Raw genomic sequence first — 14,122 nt, forward strand, 5'->3', positions numbered from 1 at the left:
CAGAAATGCCACACCTGCGGCGGAACGGAGATGGAACGGGCGCGGCGATTATGCGGTATTGCATGCAATCTCGAAAAGCATCCGCCCGCAGGGCCGTAGCGCGGTCCGGCCGCGACGCGGGCCCAGCTCCTCGGCCCGGCCCGCGCATCCGTCGGGTCCCGGCCCCGCGGGGCCGGAACGCGTCGCTCAGTAGCGGTAGTGGTCGGGCTTGAACGGCCCGCTCGCCTGGACGCCGATATAGGCGGCCTGATCGGGACGCAGCGTCGTCAGCTTCACGCCGATCTTCTCCAGGTGCAGGGCCGCGACCTTCTCGTCGAGCGTCTTGGGCAGGGTGTAGACTTGGTTCTCGTACTTGCCCTGATTGGTCCAGAGTTCGATCTGGGCCAAGGTCTGGTTGGTGAAGGAGGCCGACATCACGAAGGAGGGGTGCCCCATCGCGTTGCCGAGATTCACCAGCCGGCCCTCGGAGAGCAGGATGATGCGGTGCCCGTCGGGGAACTCGATCTCGTCGACCTGCGGCTTGATGTTCGACCACTTCAGGTTCTTGAGGCCCGCGACCTGGATCTCGTTGTCGAAGTGGCCGATGTTGCAGACGATGGCCCGGTCCTTCATCGACCGCATGTGGTCGATGGTGATCACGTCCTTGTTGCCGGTGGCGGTCACGAAGATGTCGGCCCGCGGGGCGGCATCTTCCATGGTGGTGACCTCGTAGCCCTCCATCGCGGCCTGGAGCGCGCAGATCGGGTCGACCTCCGAGACCATGACGCGGCAGCCGGCGTTGCGCAGCGAGGCGGCCGAGCCCTTGCCCACGTCGCCGAAGCCCGCCACCATCGCGACCTTGCCGGCCATCATCACGTCAGTGCCGCGGCGGATGCCGTCGACGAGCGACTCGCGGCAGCCGTAGAGGTTGTCGAACTTCGACTTCGTCACCGAGTCGTTCACGTTGATCGCCGGGAAGAGCAGCTTGCCCTCCTTGGCGAGGATGTAGAGGCGGTGCACGCCCGTGGTCGTCTCCTCGGAGACGCCCTTGATCGACTCGGCGAGGCCGGCGAACCAGCCCTTCGGCTTCTCCTTGAGCATGCGCTTGATCAGCGCGAAGAAGATCTCCTCCTCCTCGGAGCCGGGCGCGTCGAGGAAGGCGGTGTCGCCGCGCTCGGCGCGCAGGCCGGCATGAACGAACATCGTGGCGTCGCCGCCGTCGTCCAGGATCATGTTCGGCATGCCGCCGTCGTGCCAGTCGAACAGCCTGGCGGTGTAGTCCCAGTACTCGGTCAGCGTCTCGCCCTTGACGGCGAAGACCGGGATGCCGGCGGCCGCGATGGCGGCGGCCGCGTGATCCTGGGTCGAGTAGATGTTGCAGGACACCCAGCGGATGTCGGCGCCGAGGGCCTTCAGGGTCTCGATCAGCACCGCGGTCTGGATCGTCATGTGCAGGGAGCCGGCGATCTTGGCGCCCTTGAGCGGCTGGCTCGCCGCGTATTCCGCGCGCACCGCCATCAGGCCGGGCATCTCGGTCTCGGCGATCGCGATCTCCTTGCGGCCGAAATCGGCCAGCCCGATGTCCCTGACAATGTAATCCTGGTTGCTCGGCATCCTGGTGCTCCCTGACGGCGTCCCGCGCCGGCCTATAGCAGGGGGCCGGCCAGGAAGCAATCAAGACATAAAGATGTCTTTATGCGTGTCGCGGGCGGGCCGCTCGCCCCGGTTGCGGGCGGCGCCTTGATTTGGCGCAAGGCGGCCGGCGGGCCGAAGGGCGATCCGGGGCGGGTTGGTGAAGGGAGAACGCCGATGTCCGCGCACGCCACCCGAGACCTTGCCGGTCCCTGCGACTGGATGCTCGCCCCGCTCTCCGCCTGGGCCGGGCTGTTCACCGCCGCGCAGGAGATCCGCGCCGTCGACGACGAGTGCCTGCGCGTGATGCTGGAGGAGCGCCTCGCCCCGCCCGCGGCGGCGGACGGCACCGGGCCGGCGCTCGGCCTCGTGCCCCTGATGCACGCCCTCGGCCTCGACCCCGAGGCGGTCGGGCGGACCGCCCCCGCCACCATGGCCACGCTGGAGCGGGCCTGCGCGGGATGCGGGCAGGGCAGCCGCTGCGAGCGCGACCTCGCGGCGGGCCTCGCCGCCGTCGCCCACTCGGATTACTGCCCGAACGCGGCGCGCCTGGCGGCCCTGGTCGAGGCGGCGCGGGCGGCCTAGAGCAGCACCCGATCACGTTGCAACCGGGTGCCGCTCTCGATCTTTGATCTTGCCGCATGTTCTGCGACGAACCGGCATCCCCTTCGTCGGAAAATGCTCTAGCCGCCGAGCCCCGGCCAAGCGGAACTGCATGGGGCAATTCTGCTTGGTCTCTCGGTTTCGCATCAGGTTTCGCAGACGCGGTCCGTCGGATCGCCGCCGAACCGGTGACCCCTTCGGCACCGGCCGGTCCCGGCCGGCGGAAGGATGCTCGGCCCCGGACTGGCCTGGGGGCGGGGCGGCGCCCCGCCGCAGGCCGGCCGCTGGCATGTTGCATACAATTTGCAGAGGTCGGCCGCGCAACCGCCGCGGCCGGGAAGGCCGCGCGTCACACGGGGTCTTCGATGAGTGAGTTGTCCCTCTCCCGCCGGCGCTTCGTCGCGGGCGCCGCGGCCCTGGCGGCCCTGGGTCCGACCGGGTCCGCGCTCGCCCAGGGAGCAGCCTCCGGGAGCCTGACCTACGGCATCTCGATGTTCGACCTGCCCCTCACCACCGGCCAGCCGGACCGGGGGGCGGGCGGCTACCAATTCACCGGGCTCACCCTCTACGACCCGCTGGTCGCCTGGGAACTCGACGTGGCCGACCGGCCCGGCAAGCTGATCCCGGGCCTCGCCACCGCCTGGGAGAGCGATCCGGCCGACCGCCGGAACTGGATCTTCCGCCTGCGCGAGGGCGTGACCTTCCACGACGGCTCCGCCTTCGACGCGGACGCGGTGATCTGGAACTTCGAGAAGGTGCTCAACGACAAGGCCGCGCACTACGACCAGCGGCAGGCCTCGCAGGTGCGCCCGCGCCTGCCCTCGGTGGCCTCCTACCGGAAGCTCGACGCCATGACCGTGCAGGTCACCACCAAGGCGGTCGACGCGCTGTTCCCCTACCAGATGCTGTGGTTCCTGATCTCCTCGCCCGCCCAGTACGAGGCGGTGGGGCGCGACTGGACCAAGTTCGCCTTCCAGCCCTCCGGCACCGGGCCCTACCGCATGGGCCAGCTCGTGCCGCGGGTGCGGCTCGACCTCGTGCCCAACGAGACCTACTGGAACAGGAAGCGGATGCCGAGGCTCGCGCGGCTGACGCTGACCTGCATCCCCGACGCGCTCGCCCGCGCGAACGCGCTGCTCAGCGGCACCGTCGACCTGATCGAGACGCCCGCCCCCGACGCGGTGCCGCGGCTCAAGGCGGCGGGCATGCGGGTCGTCGGCAACGACACGCCGCACGTCTGGAACTACCACCTGTCGATGCTGGAGGGCAGCCCCTGGCGGGACCTGCGCCTGCGCCGGGCGGCGAACCTCGCCATCGACCGCGAGGGCGTGGTGGCGCTGATGGGCGGGCTCGCCACCCCGGCGGTCGGGCAGGTGCAGCCGTCGAGCCCCTGGTTCGGCAAGCCGAGCTTCGCGATCCGCACCGACGTCGAGGCCGCCCGCAAGCTGGTCGAGGAGGCCGGCTACTCGGTCCGGAACCCGCTGCGCACCAAGTTCATCATCCCGACCGGCGGCTCGGGCCAGATGCTGTCGCTGCCGATCAACGAGTTCGTGCAGCAGAGCTGGGCCGAAATCGGCATCGCGGTGGAGTTCCAGCCGGTGGAGCTGGAGGTCGCCTACACGGCCTGGCGCCAGGGCGCGGCCGATCCCTCGCTGAAGGGCGTCACCGGCGGCAACATCGCCTACGTGACCTCGGACCCGCTCTACGCGATCCTGCGCTTCTACTCCTCCAGGCAGATCGCCCCGACCGGCGTGAACTGGAGCCACTACCGCAACCCCGAGGTCGATGCCCTCTGCGACAAGGTCCAGGCGAGCTTCGACCCGGCCGAGCAGGACCGGCTCCTCGCCCGCATCCACGAGATCGTGGTGGACGACGCCGTGCAGGTCTGGGTGGTGCACGACACCAACCCGCACGCCCTCTCGGCCAAGGTGAAGGGCTACACCCAGGCGCAGCACTGGTTCCAGGACCTCACCACGCTGGCCTGAGCCCCGCGCCGCCGTGCCGCGGCCCGGCCGCCCCGAGGGATCCTTGACGGAAGGGTCGAGTTAGAGACCAGGAAGCCGTGCCGGAGCGCGGCTGCGGCGCCTCAGGGACCGGGACGGATGAGCACCGAGCGCGGGAGCCCCCGCTACGTCGACCTCGACGCCTGGGACGGCCTCGACGTGCTCGGCGCCCTCTGGGAGGGGCAGCTCGCCGCGGTGGCGGCGGTGGGGCCGGCGCTGCCGGCCATCGCCGCCGCGGCCGAGGCCGCCGCCCCGGCCCTGCGCGAGGACGGCCGCCTGATCTACGTCGGCGCCGGCACCTCCGGGCGGATCGGCGTGCAGGACGGGGCGGAGCTGCCGCCGACCTTCGACTGGCCGGAAGCGCGCCTGGGCTTCGCGATCGCGGGCGGCCACGGCGCCCTCACCCAGGCGGTCGAGGACGCGGAGGATTCGAGCGCCGAGGCCGCCGCCTGGATCGCCGGCGCGGGGGTCGGGCCGCGGGACGTGGTGGTCGGCCTCTCGGCGAGCGGCACCACGCCCTTCACGGTCTCGGCCCTGCGCGGCGCCCGCGGGCGCGGCGCCGTCACCATCGGCATCGCCAACAATCCCGGCACGCCGGTCCTGGAGAGCTGCGACCACCCCGTCCTGGTCGCGACCGGCGAGGAGGCGCTCGCCGGCTCGACCCGGCTCAAGGCCGGCACCGCCCAGAAGGTCGTGCTCAACCTGCTCTCGACGCTGATCATGATCCGGCTCGGCCGCGTCTATCGCGGCCGGATGGTGGCGATGCGGGCCACCAACCGGAAGCTGCGGGCGCGGGGCGTCGCCATGGTGGCCGAACTCGCCGGCTGCGGCGCCGAGGCGGCGGCCCGGGCCCTGGCGGAGGCGGAGGGCGACATCAAGCGCGCCGTGCTGATCGGCTGCGGCGCCGATCCGGAGGGCGCCGCCCGCCTCCTCGCCCGCCACGGCGGCTCCCTGCGCCACGCCCTCGCGGCGGCGGGCGGCCGTGAGCCCCGGCCGTGAGCCCCCCCGCCACCCTGATGGCGCGGGAGATCGCCGAGATCCCGGCGGTGGCGGCCCCCCTCTGCGCGGGGGATTCGGAGGCGGCGCGGATCGGCCGCGGCCTGGCGCGGCGCCGCTTCCCCTTCGCGGTGATCTGCGGGCGGGGCAGTTCGAGCCATGCGGGGATCCACCTGCGCTACCTGATCGAGACCCGGCTCGGCCTCGCCGTCTCGGCGGCGGCGCCCTCCGTGGTCACCGGCTACGGCCGCCCGCCGCAGGTCGAGGGCGCGCTCTTCGTGGTGATCTCGCAATCCGGCCGCTCGCCCGACCTCGTGGCGGCGACGCGGGCCGCCCGCGAGGGCGGGGCGCTCACCCTCGCCATCGTCAACGATCCGGGCTCCCCGGCCGCCGAGGCCGCCGACCTCGTCCTGCCGATCGGGGCGGGGCCCGAGCGCGCCGTCGCGGCGACGAAGACCGTGGTGACCTCCCTCGTCGCCGGGGCGGCCCTGGTCGCGTCCTGGGCCGAGGACGGGGCCCTGGCGGCGGGCCTAGCGGCCCTGCCGGCGCGGCTCGACCGGGCGCTCGGCCTCGACTGGTCGGCCTGGAGCACCGACCTCGCCGCCGCCACCGCCGCCTTCGTCACCGGGCGCGGCCACGGGCTCGGGCCGGTGCGCGAGATCGCCCTCAAGCTCGCCGAGACCCTGCGCCTGCCGGCCCTCGGCTACAGCGCGGCGGAGCTGCGGCACGGGCCGCGGGCGGCGCTCTCGCCCCGCACGCCCGTCCTCGCCCTGCGGCAGGCCGACCGGCTGAGCGCGGGCATCGACTGCCTCGTGCGGGACCTGCGCGGGGCGGGCGTGCCGGTCCAGGCCTGCGGCGGGCCCCTCGGCAGCCTGCCCTGGCCCGGCGACGGCCACCCGGCCTGCGACCCGATCCTGATGCTCGTCCCGGCCTACCGGGCCATCGAGGCGGAGGCGCGCCGGCGCGGCTTCGACCCGGATTCGCCCCCCGGCCTCGCCAAGGTGACGGAGACTCTGTGAGCAGCCCCGGCCTCGCGCTCGCCGCCCCCCGCGTCTTCGACGGCGAGGCCGAACTCGGCCCGCGCACGCTCGTCATCCGGGACGGGCGGATCGAGGACCTCGCGGCGGAGCCGCCGCCCGGCCTGCCCTGCACGATTCTGCCGCCGGGCACGATCCTGGCGCCGGGCTTCGTCGACCTCCAGGTCAATGGCGGCGGCGGCGCGCTCCTCAACGACGCGCCGACGCCCGGCACGCTCGCCCGGATCGCGGCGGCGCACCGGCGCGGCGGCACGACCTCGCTGCTGCCGACGCTGATCAGCGACCACCGCCCGGTGATCCGCGCGGCGGTGGCGGCGGTGGCGGAGGCGATCGCCGCGGGGATGCCCGGCATCCTCGGGATCCACCTCGAAGGCCCCTTCCTGAGCCCCCGCCGGCCCGGCATCCACGATCCGGCCCGGCTCGCCGCCTTCGCGCCCGGCGACGTCGACTTGCTGACCGGCCTGGGCGCGCGGGGCGTCACCCTGGTGACCCTCGCGCCCGAGGTCGCCCCGCCCGGCACCGTGGCGGCGCTCGTCGCCCGCGGCGCGCGCGTCAGCGCCGGCCACACGGCGGATGACGGGACGGCCTTCCGCCGCGCCCTCGCCGAGGGGCTGACCGGCGCCACGCATCTCTTCAACGCCATGTCGCAGCTCACCGCACGCGAGGAGGGGGCGGTCGGCGTGGCGCTCGTCGACGACCGGGTCTTCGCCGGGATCATCGCGGACGGCCACCACGTGGGCGACACCGCCCTCGTCCTCGCCCTCCGCCTCAAGGGGCCGGGCCGGCTGATGCTCGTCACCGACGCGATGCCGCCGGTCGGCGATCCCCGCCCGGAGGCGGGCTTCACCCTGTTCGGCCGCGCGATCGCGTGCCGGGGCGACCGCCTGACCGGGCCGGACGGCACGCTCGCGGGCTCGGCCCTGACGATGGCGGGCGCGGTCCGCCACATGGTGCGCCGGGGCGGCGCCTCGCTCGCCGAGGCGCTCACGATGGCCTCGCTCACGCCCGCGCGCTGGATCGGCCGCGACGACCGCATCGGCCGCATCGCCCCGGGCCTCGCGGCGGACCTGGTGGTGCTCGATCGCGATCTGGCCGTCTGGGGGACCTGCGTGAGGGGAGAGTTCGCGCGGGCGGCGGCGTAATACCACCGGTCATTTCCAATGACCGGTGGTGCTGCTCTCGAATTCTCGCCGAGCCGTTGGCGTGAAGTTGAAAATTCGAGATGAATCAACGGCTCGATGCGTCAGCATTCCGAGCGGTTGGTATCAGATATCCTGGTCCTGCGCTGGCGTCGGCGGAGGAAGATGCGGGACCCGGCACAAGATGCCGCGAAGCGAAGCCGCGCGGCAGCGGCGCTGAAATCCGGACCGGCTTGCGGGAAAGCTCCTGCTCGATCCTCAATCTCTTTTCGCCGCCGCATCGCTCCGGTCGCAAGGAGGAATCGGATCGACGGTCCAGTCAATTCCCATGGGGAAACAGGATCTCCCGCGTCTCGGCAGCACCGATCCCCGTCCCACCCCGGAAACGCGCCATGTCGCGGACGCGTGGTTCGATTAAGGTTCCTCGTTTATGACACGCACAGGCCGCGGGGCCGCGGAGGAGACCGGAGTGGACCGGGAGGCGATGGACGCGCGCACACCCTGGGAGATCGTGCTGCCCGACGAGAGCGCGACCGAGGATCTCGGGCGCTTCCTCGCGGAGCTGCTGCAGCCGGGAGACCTCGTGGCGCTCTCCGGAGGGCTCGGCGGGGGCAAGACCACCCTCGCGCGGGCGCTGATCCGCGAGCTGACCGGCGAGCCCGACCTCGACGTGCCGAGCCCGACCTTCACGCTGATCCAGCCCTACGAGGGCAGGGGCGGCGTCGCCGTCGTGCATGCGGACCTCTACCGCCTGCGCGGGCCCGACGAGCTCGTGGAGCTCGGCTTCGACGAACTGACCGAGCGCGCCATCACCCTGGTCGAGTGGCCCGACCGCCTGCCCCCGCGCAGCGGGCCGACCCTCGCCCTGGACCTCGCGCTCAAGCCCGAATTCGGCGACACCGCCCGGCTCGCCCGGCTCATCGGCGGCGGCGGCATGGCCGAGCGGCTGCAGCGGGCGCGGGCCCTGCGCGCGCTCCTCGACCGCAGCGGCTGGGGCGAGGCGACCCGCACCCCCATGCAGGGCGACGCGTCGAGCCGCGCCTACGAGCGCCTGACCCAGCCCGACGGCACCACCGCGATCCTGATGATCTCGCCCCCGCGCGCGGACGGCCCGCCCGTGCGCGACGGCAAGCCCTACAGCGCCATCGTCCACCTCGCCGAGAGCGTCCACGCCTTCGTGGCCGTGGACCGCGGCCTGCGCGCGCTCGGCCTCAGCGCCCCGAAGATCCTCGGGCAGGATCTCGAGGCCGGGCTCCTGATCCTGGAGGATCTCGGCACCGAGCCGGTGGCGGATGCGAGCGGGCCGCGGCCCGAGCGCTACGCGGAGGCCGTCAAGGTGCTGGCGCGGCTGCACGGCACGGCCCTGCCGGCGGTGCTCCCGGTCGCGGAGGGGAGCGACCACACGCTGCCGCCCTACGACCTCGACGCCCTGCTGTTCGAGACCGAACTCCTCATCGACTGGTACGCCCCCCACCACGCCCGCACCCCGCTCTCGGGGGCGCAGCGCGCCGCCTTCACGGCCGCCTGGACCGAGGCGCTGACCGGCCTGCCCCCGGAGCGCCCGACCTGGGTCCTGCGCGACTACCATTCTCCCAACCTGATCTGGCTGCCGGGCCGGGACGGGCTGGAGCGGATCGGCCTGATCGACTTCCAGGACGCGGTTCTGGGCCACCCGGCCTACGACGTCGCCTCGCTGCTGCAGGACGCCCGTGTCGACGCCTCGGCGGAGTTCGAGTTGCGGCTCCTCGGCCTCTACGCCCGCGAGCGCAAGCTGCGCGAACCGGACTTCGACGTGCAGGGCTTCGCCCACGCCTACGCGGTGCTGGGCGCCCAGCGGGCGACCAAGATCCTCGGCATCTTCACCCGCCTCGACCGGCGGGACGGCAAGCCCGGCTACCTCGCCCACGTGCCGCGCATCGAGGGCTACCTCAACCGCAACCTCGCCCACCCGGCGCTCGCGGGCGTGCGGGCCTGGTACGAGGCCTGCCTGCCCGGCCTCGTCCCCGCCGCCTGATCCCCGCCCGATCCTCCAATCCCGCCGATCAGCGACATGCCCCACACGTCCGCCATCACCCGCGCCTTCGTGCTCGCCGCCGGGCTCGGCAAGCGCATGCGCCCGATCACCGCGACCATGCCCAAACCCCTCGTCGAGGTGGCGGGCCGCGCCCTCGTGGACCACGCCCTCGACCGGCTCGCCGAGGCCGGCATCGCGGAGGTCGTGGTCAACGTCCACTACCTCGCCGACCTGATGGAGGCGCATCTGCGGCGCCGGAACGGGCCGCCGCGGATCGTCCTCTCGGACGAGCGCGACCGGCTGCTGGAGACCGGCGGCGGCGTGCGCAAGGCCCTGCCGCTCCTCGGCGAGGCGCCCTTCCTGATCCTCAACTCGGATTCCTTCTGGCTGGAGGGGCCGCGCCCCAACCTCGCCCGCATGGTCGCGGCCTTCGACCCCGAGGCGATGGACATGCTGCTCCTCGTCGCCTCCGCGGCGACGAGCCTCGGCTATGACGGGCTCGGCGACTTCCAGATGGACAAGGCCGGCCGGCTCGCCCGCCGCGCCGAGCGGGAGGTGGCGCCCTTCGTCTACGCGGGCGTCGCCGTCGTGGGCCCCTCCTTCTTCGCCGACACGCCGGAGGGCCCCTTCTCGCTCAACCTGCTGTTCGACCGGGCGGTGGCCCGGGAGCGGCTGCACGGCCTGCGCCTCGACGGGCAGTGGCTGCACGTGGGCACGCCCGAGGCGCTGCAGGCCGCCGAGGAGCGCGTGCGCGCGAGCGCCGTGCAGCCGTGAGCGCGGCCCGGATCTTCACCATCCCGCCCGGCGCGCCGTTCCTGGCGACCCTCGCCGACGCGCTCCTCGACGGCACGCTCGTCGGCCCGGTCGCGCAGGGGCCGCTCGGCCTCGCCGCCGTCACGCTCTTCCTGCCGACCCGGCGCGCCACCCGGGCGCTCGCCGCGGAACTCGCCGCGCGCTGCGGGCCGGCGGTGCTGCTGCCGCGGATGACGCCCCTCGGCGAGGCGGACGAGGCCGAGCTCGACCTCGCGGCGCTCGCCCCCGGCGAGTGCCCGGAGGCGGTTGCGCACCCGCCGATCCCTGCCCTGGAGCGGCGCCTGATCCTCGCCCGCCTCGTCCAGGCCTGGGCCGCCGGCATCGACCGCCGGCTCCTGCCGATGGGCGAGGAGGTGCCCTTCCGGGTGCCGTCCTCGCCGGCCGACGCGGTCGGCCTCGCGGCCGATCTCGAGGGGCTGATGGACGCGCTCACCGTCGAGGGCCTGCCCTGGGACGAGATCGGGCGCGCCGTCGAGGCGGAATACTCGCAGTACTTCTCGCTCACCCTCGACTTCGTGCGCATCGCCGCCGAGCATTGGCCGGCGATCCTGGCCGAGCGGGGCGTCAGCGACCCGGTGGCGCGGGGCCGCGCCCTGGTGCTCGCCGAGGCCGCGCGCCTGCGCCGCGAGCGCCCGGCCGACCCGATCGTGGTGGCCGGCTCGACCGGCTCGATCCCCGCTACCGCCGCCCTGATCGGGGCCATCGCGGCGATGCCGCGCGGGGCGGTGGTGCTGCCCGGCCTCGACCTCGCCCTCGACGAGGAGGGCTGGGCGGCGATCGAGACCGGGGAGGCGGTCGCGCACGGCCACCCGCAGGCGATCCTGCACCGGCTCCTGCGCGGCCTCGACTGCCCCCGCGCCGCGGTGCGGCCCCTCGGCGCGCCGGGACCGGCCGCGCGGGCCCGGGCCGAACTCCTGTCGCAGGCCCTGCGCCCGGCCGAGACCACGGATGCCTGGGCGGATCTGGATCCCGGGGCGCGCGAGGCGCTCGCCCGCGCGGGCGGCGCCGGGCTCGCGCTCGTCGAGGCGGCGGACGAGCGCGAGGAGGCGCTCGCCATCGCGGTGGCCCTGCGCGAGGCGCTGGAGCGGCCGGATTGCCGCGCCGCCCTGATCACCCCGGACCGCGGCCTCGCCCGCCGGGTCGCGGCGGAGCTCGGGCGCTGGGAGATCGTGGCGGAGGACACGGCCGGGCAGCCGCTGGCGCTGAGCCTCGCCGGGCGCCTCGCGCGGCTCGCCACCGACGTCGCCGCCCTCGACGCCAAGCCCGAGCGGGTGCTGGCGCTCCTCGCCCATCCGCTGGTGCGGCTCGGCCTGGCCCGGCCCGCGCTGGAGCGGGCCGCCGCCGCCCTGGAGATCGGGGTGCTGCGCGGTCCCGCTCCCGCCAAGGGCTTCGCCGGCCTCGCCGAGGCGCTCCGGGTCGCGCGCGGCGGCGAGCGCCCGCACGCCCCCCGGCCGGTGCGGCGGCTGACCCAGGCCGATTGGGAGGCGGCGGCCGACCTCGTCGCCCGGCTCGACCGCGCTTTCCGGGATTTCGCCCCCCGAGATTTCGCCCCCGACCAGGAGGAGGGCGTCCGCGACCTCGTCGCCCTGGCGCAGGCCCATCGCGAGACCTGCGACCTCCTGCTCGACGGGCCCGACGCGCCGCAGGACGAGCCCTCGGTCGCGGTGCTCGACGGGCTCTTCGACGATCTCGCCCTCGCGCAGGCGGGCATGCTGGAGGGCCGGTTCTCGGATTACCCGGCCTTCTTCACCGCGCTCGCCCGCGAGCGGGTGGTGAGCGCGCGGGCGGAGCGCCCGCATCCGCGGCTGCGCATCCTCGGCCTCCTGGAGGCGCGGCTGCTGCGGGTCGACCGCGTGGTCCTGGGCGGCCTCGACGAGGGCGTCTGGCCGCCCAAGGCCGAGACGGACGCCTTCCTGAACCGGCCGATGCGCGCGGCTGTGGGCCTCTCCTCGCCGGAGCGCCGCCTCGGCCAGACCGCCCACGACCTCGTGCAGGCGCTCGGCTGCCCGGACGCGGTGATCACCCGCGCCCACAAGCGCGAGGGCTCGCCGACCGTGCCGTCGCGCTTCCTGCAGCGGCTGCGCGCCTTCATGGGGGAGGCGGCGTGGTCCGGCTGCCTCGCGGCGGGCGGGCGGCTGCGGGCGCTGGCGGCGTCCCTCGACCGGGGCACCGAGCCGCTGCCGCCCCGCCCGGCGCGCCCGGCCCCGAGGCCGGACCCCGCCCTGTTCCCGCGCGCGCTCAGCGTCACCGAGGTCGAGACCCTGGTGCGCGACCCCTACGGGATCTTCGCGCGGCACGTGCTGGGCCTCGACCCGCTGGAGCCGGTGGCGGTGCAGCCGAGCGCCAGCGACCGGGGCACGATCGTGCACGACGTGCTGGGCGGCTTCGCGCAGCGCTTCCCCGAGGCGCTGCCCGCGGATCCGCGCCTGCCCCTCTACGACCTCGCGGTCAACGCCTTCGCGCCGATCGCCGATGCCTATCCGGAACTCTACGCGGAGTGGTGGCCGCGCTTCGAGCGCATGGCGGCCTCCTTCCTCGCCTGGGAGGTGGAGCGGCGGCCGGGCCTCAGGCGGGTCCATGCCGAGATCTCGGGCCGCTGGCGGATCCCGATCGGCCCCGCCGAGGACTTCACCCTGCGCGCCCGGGCCGATCGGATCGAGGCGCGCCGGGACGGCGGCCACGTCATCGTCGACTTCAAGACCGGCCAGCCGCCGAGCGCCAGGGAGGTCTTCGCCGGCTTCGCGCCGCAGCTCACCCTGGAGGCCGCGATGCTGCGGGCGGGCGGCTTCCGCGATCTCGGCCCGGGAACCGGCGCGCCGGAGCTGCTCTACGTGCGGGCGAGCGGCGGCAAGGTGCCCCTCGACCCGGTGCCGCTCAAGCCGCCGCGGGGCGAGGCCCGCTCGGTCGAGGAGCTGATCGACGAGCATGCGCGCCGCTTCCAGGGCCTCGTCGCCCGCTTCCTGCGGGGCGAGGCGGCCTACCTGTCGCGGCCCTACCCGAAATACGCCCGCGCCTTCTCGCCCTACGACCACCTCGCGCGGGTGAAGGAATGGTCGCTGGTGGAGGGGGAGGGGGCGTAGCCGCGCCCCCCCGGACCGGGGCCCGCCCCGGCCGGACCGGGGCCCGCCCCGGCCGCGGGGCGCCTCACGAGGCCCGCCACATCCGCCCCAGCACCCCGTCCTGGCGCACGTAGTGGTGGAAGAGCCCGGCGGCGGCGTGCAGCCCCGCCACGGCCATCACCGCGTTGGCCGCCCATTCGTGCAGCGCGTTGATCGGGCGGCGCAGGGCCTGGTCGCCGACCTGCGGCAGCGGGATCGCGCCGAACAGGACGAAGCCGCGCACCAGCGCGTCGGCGAGGCCGAGCCCCACCACCGCGATCAGGAGCAGGTAGAGTCCCGTATGGGTCGCGCGGGCGAGGAGGCGCAGGGGCCCGTCCTCCGCCGAGGGCAGCGCCCGGCCCGGGCCGATCCGCCAGACCACCCGGGTCGCCAGCGTCGCCATCAGGGCGAAGCCGAGTAGGACGTGAAGCGACCACAGCCCGCCCCGCAGCGGGCCGCGCGGCCACCAATCGTTGGTCTGGCCGAGGATCCAGAGCAGGGCCACCAGCAGCGCGGTCAGCCAGTGCAGGACGATCGTCGTCGTGTCGTAGCGGACCAGCACCTCCTCGGGCGCCACGGTCGCGGAATGGGCCATCGCCACCTCCATCGCGTTCGCGCTGCTTATATTGGAATGATTCTAATTTTCAACGATGCACCGCGCCGCCTCGGCGCGGCCCGTGCGGCGGCATTGCCTGTGCATAAGCGCTGCCGCTTCCCGCTTCCTTGATCCCGCGCAAGCCCCCGGCAGGCATGAAAGGCCAAGCTCCCGGCAGGCATGAAGGGCCAGCTGGCGGGCGGCCGAGGGGGC

Annotated in this window: 10 protein-coding genes; 8 read left to right on the forward strand and 2 right to left on the reverse strand. The window is 74.3% G+C overall.

The features are described 5' to 3' along the window. Positions 1–186: 186 nt before the first annotated feature. Positions 187–1,593 (reverse strand): adenosylhomocysteinase, encoded by a 1,407-nt coding sequence (gene ahcY, locus MET2598_RS0125055; RefSeq protein ID WP_012330479.1) that lies wholly within the window; start codon positions 1,591–1,593, stop codon positions 187–189. 195 nt (positions 1,594–1,788) lie between these two features. Between ahcY and MET2598_RS0125060 the strand changes: the two genes are divergently transcribed. The 8 genes from MET2598_RS0125060 to addB all read left to right on the forward strand — a co-directional run bounded on the left by MET2598_RS0125060 (position 1,789) and on the right by addB (position 13,296). Then, on the forward strand, positions 1,789–2,196 hold the full coding sequence (locus tag MET2598_RS0125060) for a DUF6455 family protein (RefSeq protein WP_018262760.1): 408 nt from the start codon (positions 1,789–1,791) through the stop codon (positions 2,194–2,196). Positions 2,197–2,579: 383 nt separating this feature from the next. Beyond that, positions 2,580–4,199: an ABC transporter substrate-binding protein gene (locus tag MET2598_RS0125065; protein WP_026190933.1), complete on the forward strand. Its 1,620-nt coding sequence runs from the start codon at positions 2,580–2,582 to the stop codon at positions 4,197–4,199. A 117-nt stretch (positions 4,200–4,316) separates the two neighbouring features. Next, positions 4,317–5,216 carry an N-acetylmuramic acid 6-phosphate etherase gene (locus MET2598_RS0125070; protein ID WP_012330476.1) on the forward strand — a complete coding sequence of 300 codons (900 nt, stop codon included), beginning with the start codon at positions 4,317–4,319 and terminating at the stop codon, positions 5,214–5,216. Positions 5,217–5,233: 17 nt separating this feature from the next. Continuing rightward, a complete protein-coding gene (locus MET2598_RS0125075; RefSeq protein WP_020493674.1) occupies positions 5,234–6,232 on the forward strand; it encodes an SIS domain-containing protein in 999 nt (332 codons plus the stop codon). Then, the gene (nagA, locus tag MET2598_RS0125080) at positions 6,229–7,392 is read left to right on the forward strand and encodes an N-acetylglucosamine-6-phosphate deacetylase (protein ID WP_018262763.1); all 1,164 of its coding nucleotides are present in this window, start codon (positions 6,229–6,231) and stop codon (positions 7,390–7,392) included. Before MET2598_RS0125075 ends, nagA begins: the two co-directional genes overlap by 4 nt. A gap of 481 nt (positions 7,393–7,873) precedes the next feature. Beyond that, positions 7,874–9,403, forward strand: a complete 1,530-nt coding sequence (gene tsaE, locus MET2598_RS0125085) for a tRNA (adenosine(37)-N6)-threonylcarbamoyltransferase complex ATPase subunit type 1 TsaE (RefSeq protein WP_236728927.1) — start codon at positions 7,874–7,876, stop codon at positions 9,401–9,403. A 36-nt stretch (positions 9,404–9,439) separates the two neighbouring features. After that, positions 9,440–10,177: a nucleotidyltransferase family protein gene (locus MET2598_RS0125090; RefSeq protein ID WP_012330472.1), complete on the forward strand. Its 738-nt coding sequence runs from the start codon at positions 9,440–9,442 to the stop codon at positions 10,175–10,177. Next, on the forward strand, positions 10,174–13,296 hold the full coding sequence (gene addB, locus MET2598_RS0125095; RefSeq protein ID WP_018262764.1) for a double-strand break repair protein AddB: 3,123 nt from the start codon (positions 10,174–10,176) through the stop codon (positions 13,294–13,296). The genes MET2598_RS0125090 and addB overlap by 4 nt, the downstream gene beginning before the upstream one ends. A 64-nt stretch (positions 13,297–13,360) precedes the next feature. Here the strand turns inward: addB and MET2598_RS0125100 are convergent, their stop codons facing one another. After that, positions 13,361–13,921, reverse strand: coding sequence for a cytochrome b (locus MET2598_RS0125100; protein WP_018262765.1), 561 nt, complete (start codon positions 13,919–13,921; stop codon positions 13,361–13,363). Positions 13,922–14,122: the final 201 nt, after the last annotated feature.

It is taken from the genome of Methylobacterium sp. WSM2598 (genome assembly GCF_000379105.1).
Classification (GTDB): domain Bacteria; phylum Pseudomonadota; class Alphaproteobacteria; order Rhizobiales; family Beijerinckiaceae; genus Methylobacterium.